The sequence below is a fragment of the Malaciobacter sp. genome (assembly GCF_055140965.1).
In genome coordinates this window covers 1-21,780 of sequence record NZ_JBSRRO010000046.1, presented here as the reverse complement: position 1 = coordinate 21,780, position 21,780 = coordinate 1, and the positions used below count along the sequence as shown (strand labels likewise).

At 26.5% G+C, this 21,780-nt stretch carries 21 protein-coding genes and 1 pseudogene; 4 read left to right on the top strand and 18 right to left on the bottom strand.

The window, feature by feature from the left end:
* The 11 genes and pseudogenes from ACTCCZ_RS11650 to ACTCCZ_RS11600 form a co-directional block, all read right to left on the bottom strand.
* Positions 1-490 (bottom strand): annotated as a pseudogene (locus tag ACTCCZ_RS11650) (hypothetical protein); the annotation flags it as partial.
* A 52-nt stretch (positions 491-542) separates the two neighbouring features.
* Entirely contained in the window at positions 543-1,730 is a 1,188-nt protein-coding gene (gene xseA, locus ACTCCZ_RS11645) for an exodeoxyribonuclease VII large subunit (RefSeq protein WP_079579709.1), read from the bottom strand.
* 35 nt (positions 1,731-1,765) lie between these two features.
* On the bottom strand, positions 1,766-2,476 hold the full coding sequence (ubiE, locus tag ACTCCZ_RS11640) for a bifunctional demethylmenaquinone methyltransferase/2-methoxy-6-polyprenyl-1,4-benzoquinol methylase UbiE (protein ID WP_079579708.1): 711 nt from the start codon (positions 2,474-2,476) through the stop codon (positions 1,766-1,768).
* Between the two features lie 13 nt (positions 2,477-2,489).
* Positions 2,490-2,750, bottom strand: coding sequence for a hypothetical protein (locus ACTCCZ_RS11635; RefSeq protein WP_228145337.1), 261 nt, complete (start codon positions 2,748-2,750; stop codon positions 2,490-2,492).
* A 5-nt stretch (positions 2,751-2,755) separates the two neighbouring features.
* Positions 2,756-3,547 carry a hypothetical protein gene (locus ACTCCZ_RS11630; protein WP_079579706.1) on the bottom strand — a complete coding sequence of 264 codons (792 nt, stop codon included), beginning with the start codon at positions 3,545-3,547 and terminating at the stop codon, positions 2,756-2,758.
* 3 nt (positions 3,548-3,550) lie between these two features.
* Positions 3,551-4,192: a 3-methyladenine DNA glycosylase gene (locus ACTCCZ_RS11625; protein WP_079579705.1), complete on the bottom strand. Its 642-nt coding sequence runs from the start codon at positions 4,190-4,192 to the stop codon at positions 3,551-3,553.
* The gene (locus tag ACTCCZ_RS11620; RefSeq protein WP_079579704.1) at positions 4,176-4,988 is read right to left on the bottom strand and encodes a TIGR00282 family metallophosphoesterase; all 813 of its coding nucleotides are present in this window, start codon (positions 4,986-4,988) and stop codon (positions 4,176-4,178) included. Before ACTCCZ_RS11620 ends, ACTCCZ_RS11625 begins: the two co-directional genes overlap by 17 nt.
* 81 nt (positions 4,989-5,069) lie before the next feature.
* Positions 5,070-6,221: a BaiN/RdsA family NAD(P)/FAD-dependent oxidoreductase gene (locus ACTCCZ_RS11615; protein ID WP_228145336.1), complete on the bottom strand. Its 1,152-nt coding sequence runs from the start codon at positions 6,219-6,221 to the stop codon at positions 5,070-5,072.
* The gene (locus tag ACTCCZ_RS11610; protein ID WP_079579703.1) at positions 6,191-7,444 is read right to left on the bottom strand and encodes an ArsS family sensor histidine kinase; all 1,254 of its coding nucleotides are present in this window, start codon (positions 7,442-7,444) and stop codon (positions 6,191-6,193) included. The genes ACTCCZ_RS11615 and ACTCCZ_RS11610 overlap by 31 nt, the downstream gene beginning before the upstream one ends.
* Positions 7,441-8,121: a response regulator transcription factor gene (locus ACTCCZ_RS11605; RefSeq protein ID WP_079579702.1), complete on the bottom strand. Its 681-nt coding sequence runs from the start codon at positions 8,119-8,121 to the stop codon at positions 7,441-7,443. The genes ACTCCZ_RS11610 and ACTCCZ_RS11605 overlap by 4 nt, the downstream gene beginning before the upstream one ends.
* A 3-nt stretch (positions 8,122-8,124) precedes the next feature.
* Positions 8,125-8,622 (bottom strand): Spy/CpxP family protein refolding chaperone, encoded by a 498-nt coding sequence (locus ACTCCZ_RS11600; RefSeq protein WP_079579701.1) that lies wholly within the window; start codon positions 8,620-8,622, stop codon positions 8,125-8,127.
* A 204-nt stretch (positions 8,623-8,826) separates the two neighbouring features.
* Between ACTCCZ_RS11600 and ACTCCZ_RS11595 the strand changes: the two genes are divergently transcribed.
* Together ACTCCZ_RS11595 and ACTCCZ_RS11590 are read left to right on the top strand one after the other, a co-directional pair.
* On the top strand, positions 8,827-10,131 hold the full coding sequence (locus tag ACTCCZ_RS11595) for an FAD-dependent oxidoreductase (RefSeq protein WP_079579700.1): 1,305 nt from the start codon (positions 8,827-8,829) through the stop codon (positions 10,129-10,131).
* Between the two features lie 32 nt (positions 10,132-10,163).
* Positions 10,164-10,847: a rhodanese-like domain-containing protein gene (locus ACTCCZ_RS11590; protein WP_079579699.1), complete on the top strand. Its 684-nt coding sequence runs from the start codon at positions 10,164-10,166 to the stop codon at positions 10,845-10,847.
* A 73-nt stretch (positions 10,848-10,920) separates the two neighbouring features.
* Here ACTCCZ_RS11590 and ACTCCZ_RS11585 read toward each other — a convergent pair whose 3' ends face one another.
* Positions 10,921-11,538, bottom strand: a complete 618-nt coding sequence (locus ACTCCZ_RS11585; RefSeq protein WP_228145335.1) for a response regulator transcription factor — start codon at positions 11,536-11,538, stop codon at positions 10,921-10,923.
* Positions 11,531-13,192, bottom strand: a complete 1,662-nt coding sequence (locus ACTCCZ_RS11580; RefSeq protein WP_159445746.1) for a cache domain-containing protein — start codon at positions 13,190-13,192, stop codon at positions 11,531-11,533. The genes ACTCCZ_RS11585 and ACTCCZ_RS11580 overlap by 8 nt, the downstream gene beginning before the upstream one ends.
* On the opposite strand from ACTCCZ_RS11580, the gene ACTCCZ_RS11575 reads away from it, so the two are divergent.
* Complete coding sequence (locus tag ACTCCZ_RS11575) at positions 13,184-14,500, top strand: HAL/PAL/TAL family ammonia-lyase (protein ID WP_228145334.1); 1,317 nt, start codon at positions 13,184-13,186, stop codon at positions 14,498-14,500. The two genes, ACTCCZ_RS11580 and ACTCCZ_RS11575, sit on opposite strands and share 9 nt — an antisense overlap.
* 107 nt (positions 14,501-14,607) lie before the next feature.
* Here ACTCCZ_RS11575 and mfd read toward each other — a convergent pair whose 3' ends face one another.
* From mfd to ACTCCZ_RS11560, 3 genes are read right to left on the bottom strand one after another with little or no spacing between them, the layout of a single operon-like run.
* Entirely contained in the window at positions 14,608-17,577 is a 2,970-nt protein-coding gene (gene mfd / locus ACTCCZ_RS11570; protein ID WP_079579696.1) for a transcription-repair coupling factor, read from the bottom strand.
* Positions 17,578-17,581: 4 nt separating this feature from the next.
* Positions 17,582-17,896: a hypothetical protein gene (locus ACTCCZ_RS11565; protein ID WP_079579695.1), complete on the bottom strand. Its 315-nt coding sequence runs from the start codon at positions 17,894-17,896 to the stop codon at positions 17,582-17,584.
* Between the two features lie 4 nt (positions 17,897-17,900).
* Positions 17,901-18,611: a DUF445 domain-containing protein gene (locus tag ACTCCZ_RS11560; protein WP_079579694.1), complete on the bottom strand. Its 711-nt coding sequence runs from the start codon at positions 18,609-18,611 to the stop codon at positions 17,901-17,903.
* 114 nt (positions 18,612-18,725) lie between these two features.
* Between ACTCCZ_RS11560 and olsF the strand changes: the two genes are divergently transcribed.
* Positions 18,726-20,441: a bifunctional ornithine lipid synthase OlsF gene (olsF, locus tag ACTCCZ_RS11555; protein WP_079579693.1), complete on the top strand. Its 1,716-nt coding sequence runs from the start codon at positions 18,726-18,728 to the stop codon at positions 20,439-20,441.
* Positions 20,442-20,572: 131 nt separating this feature from the next.
* Here the strand turns inward: olsF and ACTCCZ_RS11550 are convergent, their stop codons facing one another.
* Both ACTCCZ_RS11550 and ACTCCZ_RS11545 read right to left on the bottom strand, forming a co-directional pair.
* Complete coding sequence (locus ACTCCZ_RS11550; protein ID WP_463187357.1) at positions 20,573-21,568, bottom strand: sensor histidine kinase; 996 nt, start codon at positions 21,566-21,568, stop codon at positions 20,573-20,575.
* 97 nt (positions 21,569-21,665) lie between these two features.
* Positions 21,666-21,780: response regulator transcription factor (locus ACTCCZ_RS11545; RefSeq protein ID WP_463187360.1), on the bottom strand; the 115-nt coding region annotated here is incomplete at its 5' end.

Sequence of the window (21,780 nt, the reverse complement as noted above, 5' to 3'; positions counted from 1 at the left end):
GATTTGTTTTTGCTGTTGTTGCTAGTGCTTCTCCTAAGGCATTTACTCCTTTCATTACTGACAACATTCTTGCTTTTAATTTTGGTGATATCTCTATTTTTTTTGTGTAGTCATCATTTGAGTATGATTCTAAACTATCTTCTATATTATGCATATGAGTATCTAAAGAATCAAGCATTTTATTAACTGTTTTTTTCAAAGTAGCAATCATAGGATTATTTGTATTTGCTTTAATTCTACATTGGAAAATACCTTGATCTACTTTATCAGTAGTTAAAACAATTTCTCCAATAACTTTAATATCATCTTTTATTCTTATATCAGTAGATTCAATTAATCTATTCCATTTTTGGAACATTTCATCAAGGTCTTTATTGCCTGTTTTTTCAATATACTTAAAATTGTTCTGTTCATATTTAACAAAGCTAACAAATTGCTCAAAATACTCATCGATTATTTTTAACTCTTTTTTTGATACAGAACCAAACATTAATGCACCTTTTTATAAGATTTATTTATTTTATCTATTATAAACTTAAACTTTATTGTTTTTTTATAGCCTCAATTTTAGCAGTAGCTATATATTTTGGTGTTTGCAATGATACAATATCATCAATTTTTAAACTATCTAAATCAATTATTTTTTCATCTTTACTTAATTGAACAAAACCCTTTTTCTCTTTGTTCTTTGGATTGCTTAATTCAAAAGAGTTTTTTAACATATTTAAACTATTTTGTGAAGAGATAATAATATTTGAAAATCTATTTTCAAAGCTTTGCTTTAATATTTTTATTTCAGATGCAATAAGATTAAACTTTGACTCAATAGAGTTTTGTTCATACATTCTTTTCAAATGTATTATGTTTTGCTCTTTAGTATATAAAATATTTTTATATCTATTTTCAAACTCTTTATGTAAACTATCTAAATAAATTCTATGTTCATTTATATCAGGCAAAGATATTTCAATTGCATTTGAAGGTGTTGCAGCTCTAACATCAGCAACAAAATCAGAAATTAAAAAATCAACTTCATGTCCAACAGCTGAGATTATAGGGGTATTTGCTTCATATATGGCATTTGCAACTATTTCCTCATTAAAAGCCCACAAATCCTCAATACTTCCTCCACCACGACCTACAATCATAATATCACAAGCTAAACTATCTGCATACTTAATAGAATTTACTATATCATTTTTTGCCATTTCACCTTGTACTAAAGTAGGAACTAAAATAAACTCAACCAAAGGCCATCTATTTGTTGCAACTTTTTTCATATCTTCTATTGCTGCACCTGTTGGTGAAGTTACAAGCACAATTTTTTTGGGATATTTTGGTAAGCTCTTTTTTCTTTGTGAATCAAAATAACCTTTTTCTTGAAGTCTCTTTTTTAACTGCTCATAAGCTAAGGCCAAAGCTCCTTGACCTGATGGCTCAATTCTAGAACAAATTAATTGATAACTTCCTCTTGGAGTATAAACAGTAAGATTACCTCTTATATTTATTTTTTGCCCAACTTCAAGTTTAAATTTCAAATATTTAGTATTGCCTCTAAACATTACACATGAAATTGTTGATTTATCATCTTTTATTGAAAAGTAAATATGTCCTGAACTATGATAAGTAAGGTTAGAAATTTCACCCTCTACATATGTTTCTAAAAAAGTAGTTTCTAAAAGTGATTTTATTTGAGTATTTAAAGCTGTAACTGTTAGTGGTGCGTTCATTTTTCCTCTTTACAATAGGGCTTCAACGCCCTATTTTAAACTTTTCTTGCTATTATTAGTGTTGAAATATTCATAGAAAAAGCTTTTGTATAAATTGGCTCTAATCCAGCCTCTTTTAACTCTTTGCATAAATTATCAGTAGTTAAAAACTCATCAATAGAGTTTGGTAAGTATGTATAAGCTTCTTTATTTTTTGTAATTATTCCACCAAGTGTTGGCAAAATTTTATTCATATAAAAATCTGTCAAATAATCAATTGGTGAAGTTTTTTCATTTTTTGTAAATTCACTAATTACTACAAGACCATTTTTCTTTAAAACTCTTGCAAATTCATAAAATGCTTCTTGTCTTTGCACTACATTTCTTATTCCATAGGAAATAGAAATAATATCAGTTGATTCACTTTCAAGTGGCATATCAGAAGCTCCTGCTTCTATAAATTCAACTTCTGGCAATTTCTTTTTTGCAACATCCATCATACCAACACTAGGATCAATTCCTACAATATTCTCAATCTCAATTGCATTTTGCTTTGCTATTTTTAACCAAAAATCTATCATATCTCCAGTTCCACATGCAACATCAGCAATTTTTTCTATTTTACTCTTATCATAAAAATCAAATGTTAACTTACAAGCTTTATTTCGCCAACTTTTATCAATTCCCATGCTAAGTACTCTATTTGCAATATCATATTTTCCAGATATATCATTAAACATTGATACAATTTTTTCTTGTTTACCCATTTATATTCCTAAATTATAATAAAAATTTTCCCACAAAAATACCAATAATAAACCCTATATTTATCATAATAAGGGATTTTAAAACAGTAAGTTTTGCATTCATTTTTGGTATTTGAGTTAATACTTGTTTTTGTTTTTCTAAAGACTTTTCTAATTCAGTTGATGATTCAGTTAAAGTCTTTGTTGATGTATTAATATCTTTAAATGATTTCCTAAGTGCAAGTTCAGAAAACTCAAGCCTTTCAACTATCTCTTTGGCTTGTTTAAAGCTCATTTCACTCATTTTTTAATTTCTATCCATCTATCTAAATCATTAAAAATTCTATTTAATACACCAAGTACATAATCCTTTGCTTCTGTTTGAATTCTTCTAAAAAATAGATATTTTCTAGCTTTTTCAACATCGCCTAGCTCTTTTGCCTTAATTGCTTTTGCAGCAAAATCTGTATTGTTATAAGCCATTTCCCATACAGTACTTCCTAAATATCTACTCATTGTAATAATTTTATCATTTTTTACAGGAAAGTACTTTGGATCTTTTACAAAATCATATAGTGCTGAGTTAGTTCCTAAATATTTATGCCCAAAAAAGTTAATAAACTGCTCTTCAATATAATCAGGCTCCATTGAAATAGCTCTATTTAAAGCAAATATCATATTTTGTTCAGGATTGCTCTCTATTTTTTTTATTTTTTTCATAGTTGCAATTGCATTCTTTCCATCAAGCTCACCATCACCTAAAGGAATAATCCATTTGATATTTCCAAAAGAACCAACTTTTTTTATCTCTTCTAGTACAAGTGATGAAGTTTTGTTACCACCAACATCAACTATAATTTCATGGTTATCATCCATTAAAATTAGTTCATCTAAATCTGATAATTTATTTGTTCCAAGCATTTGCTTTTCAACTATTTCTGTTCTTGTAAAAGACCTACTATCATTATTTTCGTCATCTATTTCTATATATTTGATTTTTTTACCATGTTTTTTATAAAGGTATGGAGCAATAACTTGCATTGCAACAGTAGACTTACCTACTCCACCTTTTGTTTGTGGAATTATAATCATCAATTAATCCTTTGGATTGCGTTTCATAAATTCGACAATTTTGCCATGAAACCTACTATAAATTTCATTTAGTGATATTTCATAGCCATAAAGCTTGACTATTTTATCGTAATTTTCATTAATTCCATATACTAGCCATGTCTGTATATCATCATATGAGTCAAATTCATATCCAAAACGAAAAAGTAGTCTTGCTGTATATTTATCAACTACCATATACTCTTGTTTGCAAGCATAACACAAAATTGCATCTTTTGTCTCTTGTCCTATTCCTTTTTGGGAAAGTAACCAAGAAGAGTTAGTAGATTCTTTAAACTTCTCAAAATTGCCATACTCTTCTATTATATTTATACAAAGTTGTTTTAATCTTTTTGATTTTTGATTTTTAAAGCCACTTGGTGCAATTGCATTTGTTAATAAAACAATATCACTATTTGCTAAATTTTCTAAATTTAAATAGTCTAAAGATTTCAAGTTTTTTAAAGACTTTTCTACATTAGTCCATTTTGTATTTTGTGTTAATATTGAACCAACAACTATTTCAAAATCATCACTACTTGGCCACCAATATCTTGGTTCTTTTTCTATTAGATTTAAAGCTTTTAAAAACTCTAAAAGCTCATAAGAATTACTCAATGATTGCATCTGTTATTATTAACTCTTGTTTATTGCATAGTTTTTTTATTTTAAAAGCATTTATTGCTTTTCCATCATCTATATCAATTACCATCATTTGTAGAATTGATTTGCATGAATTTGGAATTTGAAAGTGTCCTCCAAGTCCAGTTGTAGCTTTCAAAATAGGAACTTTACTATCCATTCCTATTACATTATCCCTACAACCTGTTAAGCCAATATCAGTTAAATATGCTGTTGAGCTTTCAATTTGCAAATCATCTGTACTTATATGAGTATGAGTACCACAAATCGCACTAACTTGCCCTTTTAGCATCATAAAAATTACTCTTTTTTCACTTGTAGCTTCCCCATGAAAATCAACAAATATATTTTTAACATTTTCTTCATGTAGTGATTGTACTAATTTTTTTGCCCAATTAAAAGGATTCTCAACAGTAGGCATAGCAAATTGACCCATTAAGTTTATAACAGCTAATTTTTCACCATTTACTTCAACTACTTTTATACCACTTCCTACTAAGCCTAAAGGATAATTATCAGGTCTTAATACAGGCTTAGTTTCAAGTAAAGTTATCATCTCTTTTTTCTTATCAAAAGAGTGATTACCCCCTGTTATAATATCTATTCCACACTTTAATAACTCATCACAATTTTTAATTGTCAAACCAAAACCATGAGAAGCATTTTCTGCATTTGCAATTACATAATCAATTTCAAACTTTTTTCTTATTGTTTGTAAATTATCTTTTATTATTTTTCTTCCAGGTCTTCCTACAATATCACCAATAAACGCTATTCTCATTTAAAATCTTTATTTTAATTTTTTAAAATTGTATTGTAATTAACATTTAGATTGTATTAGTCATTTTTAAACTAAAAAATATTATATATTTCTAGCACAAGTTATTGCACTTGAGAAGGCAAATTGAAAATTATATCCACCAAGTTCACCTGTTACATCTAAGCATTCACCTAAAAAGTAAAGATTTTTTTGTTTTAGACTTTCCATAGAGTTTACATCAATTTGCTCTGTTTTAATTCCACCTTTTGTAACTTCTGCTTTTGTATATCCAAAGTTTCCTGCTGGTGAGAACTCATAATTATGAATTAGACTTAAAGCGTCTAAATCCTGTTTTGTTAAAGTACTACATGACTTATCTTTTACTTTAATTGATTCTAAAAACTCTTGTACAAATCTTTTAGGAAGTGGAAGTTTTGAACTAATTAATGCATTTGATTTTAATAGCTCTTTATAGTTTTGTTTTGGCAAAAAATCAAAACTTATTTTTCCTTTTTTCCAATAAAGTGAGCTATTTAAAATAAGTGGTCCTGAACAACCTTTATGTGCAAATAAAAGTGAAGCATTAAAACTTTTATCTTCTACTTTTACTTTTGCCATAATTGATAAACCACTTAATTTCTTAAACCAAAACTGCTCTTTTTGAACAGTAAAACCTACTAAAGCTGGGTCAAGTTTTGAAATATCATGACCAAATTTTTTCGCAATATCATATGCAATACTACTAGCACCCAAAGAAGCATAAGATAAACCACCACTAGCTACTACTAATTTTTTAGCTTTAATAATAGTATTTGAAGTTTTAATTATAAAAACCTCATCTTTAAAATCAACATCATCTACTTTTGTATTTAATATTTTCTTTACATGTGTAGTTAGTTTTGTAAACATATCAATTACATCTTGTGAACTTTTACAAAAATATGTTCCCTTTATTAATTTTGGATTAATTTTTGGATAAACACCATTTGAATTTAAAAATTTAATTAAGTCATCATTTGAAAAATTTCTTAATACTTTTTTAATAAACTCTTTATTACCAAGATAATTATCACAAGTAACTAAGCTATTAGTGATATTACACTTTGCTCCACCACTTACTTTTATTTTTTGAGCAATTTTATCATTTGTCTCAATAATACAAGTTTTTCTATTTTTTAAAGAAGATGCCAACATTAAACCACTAGCACCCGCTCCTATAATTGCTATTTCGTAGATATCTCTTCCTTTATACACTTAAATATATTAGTATCATCTATGTATTCATACTCTAATTTATATCCATTTGCTTTTAAGATATTAAAAACAATATATAAACCTAAGCCAAAAGAGTTTGAGTTATTTTCATTGGAACCAAAGAAAGGTTCATAATATGACTTTAAATCATGTTTGAGCATTACTCCTTTATTTTCAAAGATTATATTTTCGCCCTCAGATTTAATAGTAACTTTTTTATCCTTTGAATATTTTATTGCATTATCAATTATATTTTTAACTGCGACAGAAAATAGTTTATAATTTACAAACACTTTTTTATTTTCATATTTTTGTTCTACATTTTCATTATCTATCATTAAAATATCAATTGCATTATCAACGATATCATCTATATAATAATAGTTTTTTTCAATATTTTTACTTGAAGAGATAAGCTCTTCAATTGAAGCAAATTCATTTATTAGTGATTCTAATCTATTGAATACTTCTCTTAAATTATCAGCTGTATGTTCAGTCTTTTTTATTTCTACTAAAAATTTCCCTTTTGTAATTGGTGTTTTTAATTCATGCATAATGTTTCTAATAAAAACATTTCTTGCTTCTTTTATGCTTTTTAATTTTATTGCAGTATTTTTAAACTCTAAAGCTAATTGGGAAACTTCATCTTTTCTATTTGTATCACAACACTCAAAATCAAAATTCTCATCACCTAAATGCTTCACTTTATCTTTTAATATTTTCAAAGGCATCAATTTTCTTAAAGTTATCAAATACATCAATACAATAGTTATAATAACTATTCCAAAAACAAGAAAAATATATAATTGTGTTAAATTTGCATGGGGAATATTATCTCTAATTAGTAAACTTTTTCTATGTTTTTTCATATAAATATAATTTTTATTTTTTAGTTTTAGTACTCTAAATACAGTTCTGTTTCTAAAATTCTTTTTTTCTACTAATATTTTTGTTTTAGGATTATATGTTATTTTGTTTATTTGTTTTTTACTTGTAAACATTGTATAGTTAATCTCTTCAAGAGTTTTTAAGAAATCATTATCAACAACACCTCTATTATGCTGTCTTAAAACCATTTTTATAATTGGTATATATTTTTCAAGTAGTTGTTCTTCTTTATTTTGATAGTTATGGGTCATCAAAATAGTAAAACTTGCTATTACTAAAATAACTGAAATTATAAAACTTACTGTAATTGTAAAAAATATTGATTCTCTATTCATTGTAAAAATTTATACCCCATTCCTCTTATAGTTTGTAAATAAATAGGTTCTTTTGGGTTATCTTCAATTTTTTGCCTAATTCTATTAATAATAACAGCTAAAGATCCAGAACTCTCATAATCATGATTTAGCAAATCAGAATTATCAAAAATCTCTTCTCTTGTTACAACAAATCCCTCTCTTGTTAGTAATAAAGATAAAACTTCATACTCAGCAGCTGTCAATTTGATATATTTACCTTTTTTTGTTATCTCTCTTTTTTCAATATCTAGTTTAAAAAGTTTTTTCTTATCCTCTTTTACATCTTCATTGTTTTGATTATACCTTCTAAGAATTGTTTTTATACGAACTTCTAATTCTCTTGGATCATATGGCTTTGGTAAATAATCATCTGCACCTAATTGTAAAGCTGTAACTTTATCTGTAATATCACTTCTTGCACTTGAAATAATAATAGGAATATTGAACTTTTCTACTACTTCTTTACACACATCAAGTCCATCCATTCCAGGAAGTGTTAAGTCTAAAATAAGCAAATCATATTTATGTATTCTTAAACTTGAAAGAGCCAAAAATGGCTCTTCAAAATTTGTAACTTCTATATTAAACTGCTTTAAATATTGTGTTAGAAGATCTGCTAATTGAATATCATCTTCCACCATCGCAATTTTAATCAAAATTTATCCTTTGTATCTACTAGTTCTTAAATCCAACAATACTTTAAATTGCTCTTTTTGTTTATTTGTTAAAACATTATAAATATCTTCTATCATTTGAGCTTTTAATTTTATCATATTCTCTCTTTTAGAAGTAACTATTTTAATATATTTATCTTTATCAAAGCTTGATTTTGTAAAAGCTTCACCAATAGTTTGTCTTTTAGCTCTTGTTTTTAAGATAATATCTCTAATATCATTTCTTTGCTCAACTGTTAAATCTAACTGTCTTACAATTCTTAATACTCCCATTCCTTTTGAGTAACCAGAACCTCTTTTCATCATCTTAGAGTTTTGATAATTATTTACACAATTATAGTTCCCACCTTTATAGTTTTGTGCACTATTATAATTTTTTCCTTGGTTATTTTGCATATTACAATTACCTTGCATTCCATTACCATATGCAAAAAGACCTGATGCTAAAACTGTACTTGCTATTACACTTGTTAAAATTTTCATTTTAATCTCCTTTAATTTGTATATTGAAATTATATACTTAGGTTTTTAACAGCTTATAAACTACATGTTAACCAAATCTTAATCATAGTTAATTTATATACAAAGAGAATATTATAAAATTCACTTATTTTAAATATAAAATATAATTAATTTATACCTATTTTTTTGATAGAATATATTTACTATATTTAAGTAGGAGAAAGTATGTTTAGAAGAGATTTTTTTAAATTTTCCATGTTTAGTACCATAGCCTTAAACTTTAATAACCTACAAGCTAATACTTCTTTTAATAAAAATAACAATTATTTAAAAACTACTATTGCAATATGTGGTGCTGGCTTTGCTGGACTTTCTTGTGTAAAAAGATTAAAAGAGTTAAAACCAAATTTAGATATCACTTTAATAGAAAAAAATAGTAGCTTTAGCTCTTGTCCTTTTTCAAACCAATGGTTAACTAACATTTCAAATATCTCATATGAGGATTTAAATTTTAGTTATTATAACAGTATAAATAGATATAACTATAATTTTATTAATGAAAAAGTTGTAAATATAGATAAAGATAAAAAACTTCTTTATATGTCTAATAATAAAATCTTAAAATATGAATATTTGATTTTATCAACAGGTATTGATTATGATTATGAAAAGATTTTTAAAGATAATGAAAAAATCAAACAATGTAAATTTAAAGCACCAGCAGGATTAAAGCCAGGAAGTGAACACTTAGCTTTAAAAAAAATGATTCAAAACTTTAAAGGTGGAAACTTTATAATCTCTATTCCAAGTGGAGCATATAAATGCCCACCAGCACCATATGAAAGAGCTTGTTTAATTGCACAATATTTTAAATCAAATAAAATCAAAGCAAAGGTTATAGTATTAGACCCAAGAGAAAAACCTGCATCAAAAGCAAATGAATTTTTAAATGCATTTAATACTTATTATAAAGATTATATAAACTATAAGCCATACACAAATTTTAAAGATATAGATTTTGAAAAAAAAGAGATAACTTTTGAAAGCTTTGATATGCTAGAGCTTGATTATAAAACAAAAAAACTCTCTTTTGAAGAAGCAAATATTATTCCTCCAAATAAAGCAAATAAATTAATACAACTTGCAAAACTTGAAACAAACAATGGTTTTGCAAAGTTACAAGAACCAACTTTTAGGTCAATTAGTTCTCCTTACATTTATGTAGTAGGAGATGCACAAGGACAATATCCATTTCCCAAATCAGCTCAAATGGCAAACTCATGTGCTTATGTTTTAGCGCAAGAGTTAATAAGTAGATTAGATAAGAAAACTTTTGATTACAAGTCAAATCTACCAGGAAATGTTTGCTATTCCATGATTACTAAAACAAAAGCTGTTTCAATAATGCATGAATATTCATATAAAAATGATAAATTAAAAGTTAAAGCAGAAGTTTCAAATATAAGCAAAGAAGTAGCACAAACCGCAAAAGCTTGGTATTTTGGTTTAACAGAAGATATCTTAGGATAGAATTTAAATAAATCTTACTTAAAGGAAGAATTATGAGAGTTTTAATACTTTTTTCAATACTTAACTTTTCTTTATTTGCTTCAAATCTTCAAATGCTTCAAATAAGTGGAGTAAAAGCAAATATTGATAATAAGCAAATTATTATTGAAAGAGAAGTTCCAAGTGAATGCATAGAGTTTGGAATGGTTCCAGAACTTTTTTGGAGTGAAGATTTTGCAAGTAAGAAGGTTTCTTCAAAATGTAAAAAGAGCTTTATAACGACAAAAGGAGTTGTTTTACCCATAAAGTATAATGAAAATATTAAAACTATTGGAGAACTTGAAGTTTTAGATTTCATAAAAAATAGACTATTAAAAGAACCACAAAAATATGCACTAATAGATGTAAGAAGAGAGTCATGGTTCAAACTAGGAACTATTCCAACTGCTATAAATATTCCTTTTGATGAGTTTGAAAAAGATGAGTTTTTTATGGATTTATTTGAAAATAGTATGAAAAAATTAAATGTAAAAAAAATAGATAGTAAATATAGTTTTAAAGATGCAAAAAAAATAGTAATATTTTGTAATGGAGCTTGGTGTAAGCAATCTTTTTATGCTATTAATAATCTAATAAAAATAGGCTATCCACAAAAAAAAATCTTATGGTATAGAGGTGGAATACATAGTTGGAACTCTATGTCTTTTACTTTATATAAACCAAAAAGTAATGATTAATCATTACTTTTTTCATTGATTATATATCCACACCCAGGAACACTTTCAATTAATTTCAAATAGCTTTTTGCTCTTATTTTTTTACACACATTCTCAAAGCTTCAATACTCATACTTTTTTCTTGCCATACATAACTTTCAATAGTTGTAAAATCAACTACTTTATTTATATTTGACATAAGCAAATGAACTAACTCTTTTTCTGTTTTTGTAAGTTTTATTAATTTGTACCCATCATACAAATTCTTTGAACTACAATCATAATGAAAATCATCTTCTAATTTTATACTTGAGTTATAGATATTTTTTGTTGCCATTAAAAGTGCTGTTTGTAACTCTTCAATTCTTATAGGTTTTCTTAAATAACTATATGCACCTTGATTAATACTTTCAAGCATATTTTCAGAACTATCATATGAAGTCATAATAATTATAGGCAAATGTGGGCAAATTTCATGTAAAGCTTCTGCCATTTCTAAACCACTCATTTCTGGCATATTTATATCAGCAATAACAACATCAGGCTTATTTTTTTCATAAAGTTCAAAACCCTCAATCCCATTATTTGCAATATCAACTTTTTTACAATAAAAATTTAATGACTGATGAATCACATGGGCAGTCATTTCATCATCTTCTACAATTAAAACATGAATATTTGATAATTTATTCAGTACCTTTGAATCAACCATTTTCTTCCTTTTGAGATGGTAATACAATTAAAAACTCAGTAGGATTACTATAGTTTCTAATAGATAAACTCCCCATTAATTTATTTTTTGCAATTAGCTTTGACAAATAAAGACCTTTTCCTGTACCTTTATCTTTTTTTGTTGTTGCAAAAGATTGAAATAGTTGATTTTCTATTTTTTTAGAAATACCACAACCATAATCTTTAAAACTAATATAAAAGTTATTATCTAATAGTTTAATCTCTACTTCAATAGTTTTTGAATAACTTTTATCTTCTATTATAGCATCTTTTGCATTATGCATTAAATTTGCAACTATTTGTTGAAACTCGTTTTTATAATTTAAGCAAGTCATATCTTCTCTTTCATCTTTTTTAATTTCTAAATTTATCCCAAGAGTTTTAAAGTGAGGGGAAATTATATAAAAAACTTCATCAATTGCTTTATCTACTTGAAATTTTTGACATTTTTTACTTGGTTTATAAAAGTTTCTAAAAGTTTCAATTGTATCTGCTAAATAGTGAATATTTGTCATACAATGATTTAAATTTTCTTCAAACATCTCATCTGATAATCGACCAAATTGTCTAAATTGTAGTAAGTTTCCAACCATAATTGATAAAGAGTTTAAAGGTTGTCTCCATTGATGTGAAACAGCTGCAATCATCTCTCCTAAATCTGCCATTTTTGCTTGTTGAAAAAGAATATCTTCTTGCTCTTTTTTATAAATTTCTTCTTTCTCTTTCTCTGTTGCATCTTTTAATAATATCATAAGTCCTTGATATATTTTATCACTACTTAATACAGGAAGAATAGTTATTTCAAAATAATATGTCTCATTATTAAAAATAAACTCAAAACTATGCTCTTGACTTTTCTTAAAATGTTTTGCATAAGCAATCTTTTTATATATTTGTGTATGTATTTTTGAATCATAAATCTTAAAAATATTATTAGTAGCTTCTAAATAAGTATCATTAATATCTAGTTTATTTAACCTAAGATATTGTGTAAATAAAGAATTAAAAAATAAAATTTTATTTTTAGAATCAGCTATTAAAATCCCCCTATCACCATAATCAATAAAATGATTAAGTAATGTTTCTGTCTTTTTTAGCTTTTCATCACTAATATTTTGTTTTTTTGTATAAAGCATATTTAAAAATATAAATCCTAAAAGACTTAAACCATAAATAGTTAAATTTATAATAAGTTGCAGATTTATTTTTTCATAAACACTACTTTTATTAAGTTGAGCTATGATAAACCAATTTGATTGATTTATATGATCATGGGAAAAAATATACTCATTTAATTCATTATTTACAGTAGTAGTTCTTTCTTTAGTCAATAAGCCATACACAGAGTTTCTTAACTCTTGCTCTTTATTAGGATGCAATAAAATCTTTCCATGACGATCCATTAAGTATGCAATCCCATCATAAGGTAAAGGAATATCTAAAATCTCATTTCTTATATTATTTAAAGGTAAAATCCCACAAACAACTGCTTGCTTTTTGTTTTTTTCTAAAAATGGTGTACAAATAGCTACAACAACTTTTTTAAATCCTACATCATAATATGGATCAGTAATTGTAGTAGTATTACGATTTGTTGTTTTAATATACCAAGGTCTTCTAAAGGCTTGATTCATGCTCATTGTGGAGGTGTTGGAGAAGACATTCCAGTAAAAGAAGCAAGAGCTATTTTAGTTACAAGATTAAACAATATGCTATTTGGTGGTACAGGAGTACAAACAAAAGTTGTAAATATGTATAAAACATTTTTAAACAAAGATATTATTCCAACTATGCCATCACAAGGCTCTATGGGTGAAGCTGATATTACAATTTTAGGACACATTGGACTTGCTATGATTGGTGAGGGTCATGTTTATTATAAAGGTAAAAAAATGCCTACTAAAGAGGCATTTGAAAAAGCTGGTGTTAAAAAAATCTCTTTATTTGGTAAAGATGCATTATCAATTATTAGTTCAAATGCATATTCAGGTGCTTTAGCAGGACTAGCACTTGATGAAATGAAACAACTAGCTAATATTTCTAAATATGTTTATGCTTTAAGTTTAGAAGCATTAAATGGAAATATTGCTCCAATGCATACAGAAACTCAAAAATTAAGACCATTTCCTGGATATGTGGGAGCTGCTAAAAAAATCAATAAAATTTTAGAGGGTAGTTACCTTTGGGAAAAAGATACAACTAGAGCTTTACAAGATCCATTAAGTTATAGAGATGGAGCATATATTTTAGGAACATTAGATACTTCAATTAATAAATTAGATAATTTAATGAAAATCCAGTGGAACTCATCTGATGATAATCCAGGTGTAGCAATAGGTGCTGTATCAAAATCAGATAGATACCAAGAGAAAAAAGTATATGTAAATGGAAAAGATTTCAAAGGTGCTGTTATTCCAACTGCAAACTTTGAGCCTATGCCATGGGTAGTTGAATTTGAAGCAAATGCTATTGTATTAGCACATAACTCTTTAGCATCAGCACAAAGATCAAATAAACTATTAAAACCTCAATTTACAAAATTAACAAGATTTTTAGGTACAAAAAATACTGTACATGCCTTTGGTGCAATGCAAAAACCATTTGTATCTTTAGCAGCTAAAAACCAAGCTTTAGCTAATCCTATTTCTTTAAACTACTTACCAGTTGCAGGTGATATTGAAGATATTGCAACTAATGCACCTGAAGTATTAAAAAGAGTTAGAAAACAAATTGACAACTTATATCATATCTATGGTATGGAGTTATTAATTGCATCTCAAGCGATTGATTTAAGATTACAAAAAAATCCTAACTTAAAACTATCAGCAGAGACAGAAAAAATGTATAACGAGTTTAGAAAAGTTGTAGATTTCTTAGAGTATGACAGACCTTTAACTGATGACTTTAGAAATGCAGCTAAATTCTTAAAAGAGTACAAATAAATTAAAATGCAAGTTTTTTCATCATAGAATCCTAACTATGACAAGAAATTTTTCAAAGTTACACTCCTTGATTTAAAAAGGTTCTTTACAAATGTAAAGAACCTTTTTTATTTTCTCAAATATTGTAAGGTTGCAGATATAATGTCATCATCATCTTTTGAAGATGATTTTATACTTTGTTTTGTATCATCATTTTTTACAAATGTTATATTCATTTCATATGAACTTATTTGTTTTATACCTTTATTTATTGCATAAATCTTAATTAAAATAAGTTCTAAAAACTGCTTTGTAACAATATCTGGCTTACCAAATCTATCTTCCATCTCTTCTTCAATAGAATATACTTCTTCTTTGCTACTTGCTTTACTTAATCTTCTATATAATTCCAGTCTTACTCTATCTTCACTAATATAATCATTTGAAATATAAGCACTAATTGCAAGTTTGATATCAACATTTTTGTTCTCTTCTTTTGTTTCTCCACTTAAAGTTGCCAATGCATCTTCAAGCATTTTTAAATATAGTCCATACCCTATTTGTTTAATATGTCCACTTTGTGCTTCACCAACAATATTTCCACCACCTCTAATTTCTAAATCTTGATGGGCAAGTGCAGTTCCACTTCCAAGGTATGAATTTGACTCTAAAGCTACAAGTCTTTTTACAGCATCTTGCGTAATTTGCTTTTTATCTTCAACTACATAATAACAAAAACCTTCTTTGTCACTTCGTCCAACTCTTCCTCTTAGTTGGTGTAAATCAGCAATACCAAATCTATCAGCACCATCTATAATTATTGAGTTTGCATTTGGCAAATGAAGTCCTGATTCTACAATTGAAGTAGCTAATAATACATCAAACTCTTTATTTTCAAAAGCATCAATAATTTTTTCTGCATCTAAAGGTTTTATTTTAGAGTGAATAATTTCAACTTTGATATTTGGAACTATTTCTTCAATATCTGCTTTTTTAGCCTCAATTGAAGCGATGTTATTATGAACATAAAAAAGTTGTCCACCTCTTCTTTTTTCCCTTAAAATAATCTCTTTTATTAATTTATCATTATACTCTTTAACATAAGTTCTAACTCCTAATCTTTCAGTTGGAGGAGTTAATAAACTACTCATACCTTTTAACTTACTAAGTGCTAAATTTAATGTTCTTGGAATTGGAGTTGCACTCATAGAGAAAATATGAACATCTTCTCTTAATGCTTTTAATTTCTCTTTTTGTTTTACTCCAAACTTATGCTCTTCATCTATTACAACTAAAGCTAAATTTTTTGTTTTTATTCCAAGAAGAGAGTGAGTTCCTATTACAAACTTTATTTCACCACTTTCTAAACCTTTTTTAATATGATTTTTCTCTTTTGTAGTAGTTTTACTATCAAGCTTTGCTATAGTAATATCAAACTCTTTAAATCTTTTTGAGATACTATGATAATGTTGGGTTGCAAGTAGTGTTGTAGGACAAACAAAAACAGTTTGATAACCATCTAAAACCGTTGCTAAAATTGCATTCATTGCAACTTCTGTTTTTCCAAATCCCACATCTCCTGAAAGTAACCTATCCATTACTTTTCCACTACTTAAATCTTCAAAAATTTCTCTAATACTTCTTTCTTGATCTTTAGTATAAGTAAAGCCTGAGCTTTTTTGGAAATCTCTTAATATTTGTTTATTTGTATCTATTTTTATTCCATTTATAAGCTCTCTTGTAGCAGCAATTTTTATAATATCATTTGCTATTGCAAAAAGTTTATCTTTAACTTTTTGTTTTAGCTTAGCAAAACTTCCCTTACCTAATTTATCAACAACAGCATATGAACTTCCATCAGCAACATATCTATCTATTAAATCAAGATTTTCAACAGGAAGTAAAAGCTTATCATCTCCTGCATACATAACAATAACAAAATCTCTTTTTGCACCCATTACAGTTACAGGTTCTATTCCATGATATTTACCAATACCATGTTTTTCATGAACTACAAAATCACCCTCTTGAAGCTCATCAAGTACAAGTCTTACTCTTTTTTTTCTTCTTTTTTTAATCTCTTTGTTTAATGAAATTACTATTTGCTCATCACCAACAACATTAATAATATATGGTTTTATTACATAATTAATAGAAGAGTCACTAAGATCTAAATCAAAACTTTTTACTTTTGCTTCAGTTGATGAGATAATAGTAACTTTTTTTCCCTCATGAAAACTAATAAACTCTTTTATATTTGCTACATCAATCTCTTTATAGTTTCGTGACTGGGTAATTTGTGGAGTTTGTAAAAACTTCTCTTTAGCAACTCTTTTCTCTTCAAAAACATAAACTTCTTCTAATTCATCTAAGGCTTCAATTGTTATGTAAGTGTTCATATTTTGAGGTAAATATTCACCTAAATCATTTAAATACCAAAATCCTAAAGAGTGGATATCTTTTATAAATGCATCTGATTCTACTTTTTGAACTTCCTCATTTAACTCTTCAAAAGTCTGTTCATCTAAGGCCAAAAAAGCAGGATTAATTGAAAAACTCTCAATCTCTTCTTTAAAAGACTTTTGATCTTCAATATCAAACTTTCTAATACTTTCAATCTCATCATCAAATAAAGAGATTCTATAACCTATATCACTTCCTAAAGGACAAATATCTACAATATCACCTCTAATTGAAACTTCTGATTGACTTGTAACTATATCTACAAAATAATAACCCCAATTATAAAGTTTTGATTTAAACTCTTCAAGATTTAAAGTATCTGCAAAACTAATATTAAAGCTATCAAAGCATTTTTCTTTAGGCATGGGAAAAGATATTGTTCTAATAGGAGAGATTAGTATTTTATTCTTTTTTTTATAATTATAAAAACCATTTAAAGCTTTTGTAATATCTTGTAACTCTTCACTAAAAGACAATAAATCATCTTTAAAATTTGCTCTAAAATCTGCTAGAACAAAAGGTTCATAACCAAAAAAAGATGCTATGTCTGATGCTATTTGTGCTTGTTTATCATTACTTACAACTAATAATTGACAATTATTTTTTTTTGTAAAAAAGTCAAATATATTTTTCATATATTTACTTTACTTCATTAAATTCATTTGTAGTTTTATCGAATTTATAAGCTTGCCATGGCATATCACCAATTTGAAAAATCATTCCACAAGTTTCAAACTCAACTTTTAAAAGTCCTTTTCTAAAGATTTCTAGAATATATGCTTTTGTAGAAAAAGTACCTGTAGTGCTTTTACCTGAATATGCAAATTTTTCACCTTCAACTATTTTAAAACCCTCTTTTGTTACATGTTTTTCAAAAACTTCTTGATTTTGTAAACCTTCTAACTCTAATACTACTAATACTTCTAATTCTTCTTGTTCTTGTTTTTCTTCCATAATTCTATCCTACTAAAATCGTTGTTATAAATCCAATTAATCCACCAAAAACAGCACCCCAAACAACTAACCAACCAAGATGCTCTTTAATCATCTTTTGAACTATTTGTTTTACCATTTTAGGAGTTAACTCATCTAATCTTTTGTTTACGATATTACTAACTTTTTTGTGAATATCTTCACTTACATCTTTACTACTTAAACTTGCATGTAAAGCCTCTTGAAAACTCTCATTTTGTGAAATACTAATAATTGAACTTTGTAGTTTCTCAATAAATGACTCTTTTAAAGGTTCTAATGCTTGTTCACCACCGAACATTCCTAACATTCCACCAAATGAAGAGTTCATAACTGCTTCTTTCAAAGACTCAAAAGCAGGTGTAAAATCAGTCTTATATAAGATGTTTGATAAATCAAATTTTGATTTTTTACTTGCAACTTCATCTTCAAAAAATTTATTTAAATTATCTTTTGTAAAAAATTCATTCATTATTAAAGAATGAATAGCACTTTTAAACTCTTCAAATCTATTCTCAACTACGCCACTTCCATATAAAAAAGGCACCCTTTCAAATAACATATGAACAGCAATAGCATTAGTAATAGCTCCACTAAAAGCAAATAATCCAATCATTAATAAAGTATCATTATTTACTAAATAAGCTATTACTACTAGTAACAATGCTAAAAAATTTGAGATAAAAGATTTATTCATTAATCCTTCCTTCTATTTTCCGCGATTTTAACATATTTTTACTCAAAAAAAAGAAAGTAACTTTTTGTAACTTAATTGTAACTGTACTTTTATAAACTTTTACAAAGGATTATAATGGTTAATGTAGAAGAAGAAATCTTAAAAAAGTTCCCAAAAATTAAACAAAAAGGAGACTTTTTAAGCAATTCTGTTTTAAAAATTGCAAAAAGAATTGTTCATGAAGAGCATATAAATGAGTTTCTTTCAAAAAATTCACACTTAATTGGTTTTGAGTTTGTTGATGCAGTTTTAGATTATTTTGATTTTGACTACACTGTATCTAGTAATAACTTACAAAATATTCCAACAAGTGGAAAAGTTGTAATTATTGCTAATCATCCTTTAGGAGGTCTTGATGCCCTTTGTTTACTAAAACTTGTAGGAAGTATAAGGCATGATGTAAAAATCGTAGCAAATGATTTCCTTGCAGGAATAGAAGCTTTAAAACCTCTTATGATTCCAATTGATAATTATAAAAAAAGACAATCAAAAAGTGATATTAAAGCAGTTTATGAAGCTTTAAATAAAGAAGAAGCAATAATTATTTTCCCAGCAGGTGAAGTTAGTCGAGCAAGTGCAAAAGGTATTAGTGATCCAAACTGGAGTAAAGGTTTTTTAAATTTTGCACAAAATACGAATGCTGCAATTTTACCCATTTTTATTGATGGAAAAAACTCAAAAATTTTTTATACAATGTCAATAATAAACAAAACCTTTTCAACTCTTTTACTTTCCCATGAGATGTTTAAAAGTAAATCTAAAAATATAAATATTAAAATTGGAGAAATAATTCCAAGTGAACATATTATTCCAAAAGGAATAAATAAAAAATTTTTAGTAAATTTATATAAAAAACATCTTTATTCACTAAAAAAGAAAAAAGGAAAATCTTTTTTTATTACACAAAAAGCAATAGCTCACCCACAAAAAAAAGAGGATATTATAGAAGAGCTTAAAAGTGCAAAACTAATAGGAAATACAAAAGATGGTAAAAAAATCTACTTATATGATTATAATGAAGACTCAACTGTTTTAAAAGAGTTAGGAAGATTAAGAGAGCTTAGTTTTAGAAAAGTTGGTGAGGGAATAAATAAAAAAAGAGATACTGATAAATATGATATTTATTATAGACATATAATTCTTTGGGATGAGAATGATTTAGAAATAGTAGGTTCATACAGAATTGGTGATGGAGATTTTATAAATAAAAACTTAGGAGCTAAAGGATTTTATTCAAATAGTTTATTTAAATATCACAATGATTTTTCACCTTATTTAAAAAATTCAATAGAACTTGGAAGAAGTTTTGTGCAACCAAAATATTGGGGGACAAGGGCATTAGATTATTTATGGTATGGAATTGGTGCATATTTAAAACAAAATCCTTATATAAAATATATGTTTGGACCTGTGTCTATTTCAGGCTCTTTTCCTCAAGTTGCAAAAGATATGTTAATTTTTTATTATTGGCATTATTTTGGCATAGACAAAAATATTATAGAGCCTAGACTTACTTATCAATACTCTACAAATATTCAAGATATAAAAGAGATTTTTTTATTAAATGATAGAAAAAAAGATTTCAAGATTTTAAAATCATCTTTAAATAATATGGGAGTTACTATTCCTACACTATTTAAACAATACAGTGAAGTTTGTGAAGATGGTGGTGTAAAGTTTTTAGGTTTTAATGTTGATCCAGATTTTAGCAATTGTGTTGATGGATTTATTTTAGTAGAAATAAATAAGCTTAAAGAGGCTCAAAGAAAAAGATATATATCAAATGAATAAAATATCATTTTTTCGTGCTTTTTCATATGTATAATTACACTCCTTATGTGTGCAAATATGAGCAATCATATTTGATTTGATAAAGCAGAATATTGATTTTAAATATTCTGCTATCAAATTTTTATTATAAGTTATATTTCTATTTTTATAATAAATTTTGCACCATTATCATATTCATATTTTACTTGTCCAAATAACTGATATTTTACAATTGAAAAAACAAGTTTTAATCCCAAAGTATCATCGCAAATCTCATCAAACTCCTTTTTTAAGCCACAACCATTATCTTTTACAATTATTATCAAATCACTACTCTTTTTATTTATAGTAATATCTAATTTTCCATCATTATTATTGTTAAAAGCATACTTAAATGAGTTTGTTATTAACTCATTTAGAACTAAACCACATGGCATTGCTTTTTCTATATTTAATTTTATTTTATCTACCACAATATTTGTTTTAACTTTTTTTTCAATATCATAAGAAGAAGATATAACATCAATTAAATCAATCACATACTCATCAAAAAATATATTATTAATATTTGATGATTCATAAAGTTTTCTATGTAAAAGTTCCATTGTAAAAACTCTTTCTTGAATATCTATAAGTACTTTTTTGGTTTTTTCATCTTTAACCTCTTCTTCTTGTAACTCAATTAGTCCAATAGTTAAAGCTAAATTATTTTTAACTCTATGATGTATCTCTTTTAAAAGTAACTCTTTTTCTTCTAAAGACTTTGTTATCTCTTTTGTTTTTTCTTCAACTTTTTTATCTAAAGTTTTAATACTATTTTCAAAAAAATCTAACATAGAATCAAATGCTTGACCTAAAATACCTATATCATCTTCATCTTTTACATTACATCTAATATTTTTCTTTCCTTGATTTACAAGTACTGCTGTTTTTGTAACTTTTTCAATATTGATAAAGCCATTCTTTTCTGCTATTTCTATAATCTTCTCTGCCGTTTCTCTTTCTGTCTTACATTGTGCCATAAAGTCTTTGTAGTCTTCTGCAAACTGATAAACTTTTTCTTTTTCTTCATCAGAAATTTTTGTCCATGCATCTACGTTTTTGTAACCCAAACGCTTTTCAATTTCCTTTAAATCTTTATCTTCCAATGAAATTACCCCCCGTGGTTTTTTGTATGAATGACACTGTGTATCAACAATATGATACGCTTTTTTGTATAAAAGTCAAATTTAGCCTTATAAAAGATTAGTTTTGTAAAATTGTCTCATTTTTAAGCATATAAATAGCAGCTTGAGTTCTGTCTTTCACATCTAATTTTTTAAAAATATTGTAAACATGGTTCTTGACAGTTTTCTCGCTT

Bases quoted from the DNA above. Each gene is read 5' to 3' on its own strand.
- olsF (WP_079579693.1), top strand. From the start codon at position 18,726: ATGGTTAATGTAGAAGAAGAAATCTTAAAAAAGTTCCCAAAAATTAAA.
- ACTCCZ_RS11595 (WP_079579700.1), top strand. From the start codon at position 8,827: ATGTTTAGAAGAGATTTTTTTAAATTTTCCATGTTTAGTACCATAGCC.
- ACTCCZ_RS11590 (WP_079579699.1), top strand. From the start codon at position 10,164: ATGAGAGTTTTAATACTTTTTTCAATACTTAACTTTTCTTTATTTGCT.
- mfd (WP_079579696.1), bottom strand. From the start codon at position 17,577: ATGAAAAATATATTTGACTTTTTTACAAAAAAAAATAATTGTCAATTA.
- ubiE (WP_079579708.1), bottom strand. From the start codon at position 2,476: ATGGGTAAACAAGAAAAAATTGTATCAATGTTTAATGATATATCTGGA.
- ACTCCZ_RS11625 (WP_079579705.1), bottom strand. From the start codon at position 4,192: ATGCAATCATTGAGTAATTCTTATGAGCTTTTAGAGTTTTTAAAAGCT.
- ACTCCZ_RS11635 (WP_228145337.1), bottom strand. From the start codon at position 2,750: ATGAGCTTTAAACAAGCCAAAGAGATAGTTGAAAGGCTTGAGTTTTCT.
- ACTCCZ_RS11585 (WP_228145335.1), bottom strand. From the start codon at position 11,538: ATGGTTGATTCAAAGGTACTGAATAAATTATCAAATATTCATGTTTTA.
- ACTCCZ_RS11610 (WP_079579703.1), bottom strand. From the start codon at position 7,444: ATGAATAGAGAATCAATATTTTTTACAATTACAGTAAGTTTTATAATT.
- ACTCCZ_RS11600 (WP_079579701.1), bottom strand. From the start codon at position 8,622: ATGAAAATTTTAACAAGTGTAATAGCAAGTACAGTTTTAGCATCAGGT.
- ACTCCZ_RS11620 (WP_079579704.1), bottom strand. From the start codon at position 4,988: ATGAGAATAGCGTTTATTGGTGATATTGTAGGAAGACCTGGAAGAAAA.
- xseA (WP_079579709.1), bottom strand. From the start codon at position 1,730: ATGAACGCACCACTAACAGTTACAGCTTTAAATACTCAAATAAAATCA.
- ACTCCZ_RS11580 (WP_159445746.1), bottom strand. From the start codon at position 13,192: ATGAATCAAGCCTTTAGAAGACCTTGGTATATTAAAACAACAAATCGT.
- ACTCCZ_RS11630 (WP_079579706.1), bottom strand. From the start codon at position 3,547: ATGATTATAATTCCACAAACAAAAGGTGGAGTAGGTAAGTCTACTGTT.
- ACTCCZ_RS11560 (WP_079579694.1), bottom strand. From the start codon at position 18,611: ATGAATAAATCTTTTATCTCAAATTTTTTAGCATTGTTACTAGTAGTA.
- ACTCCZ_RS11565 (WP_079579695.1), bottom strand. From the start codon at position 17,896: ATGGAAGAAAAACAAGAACAAGAAGAATTAGAAGTATTAGTAGTATTA.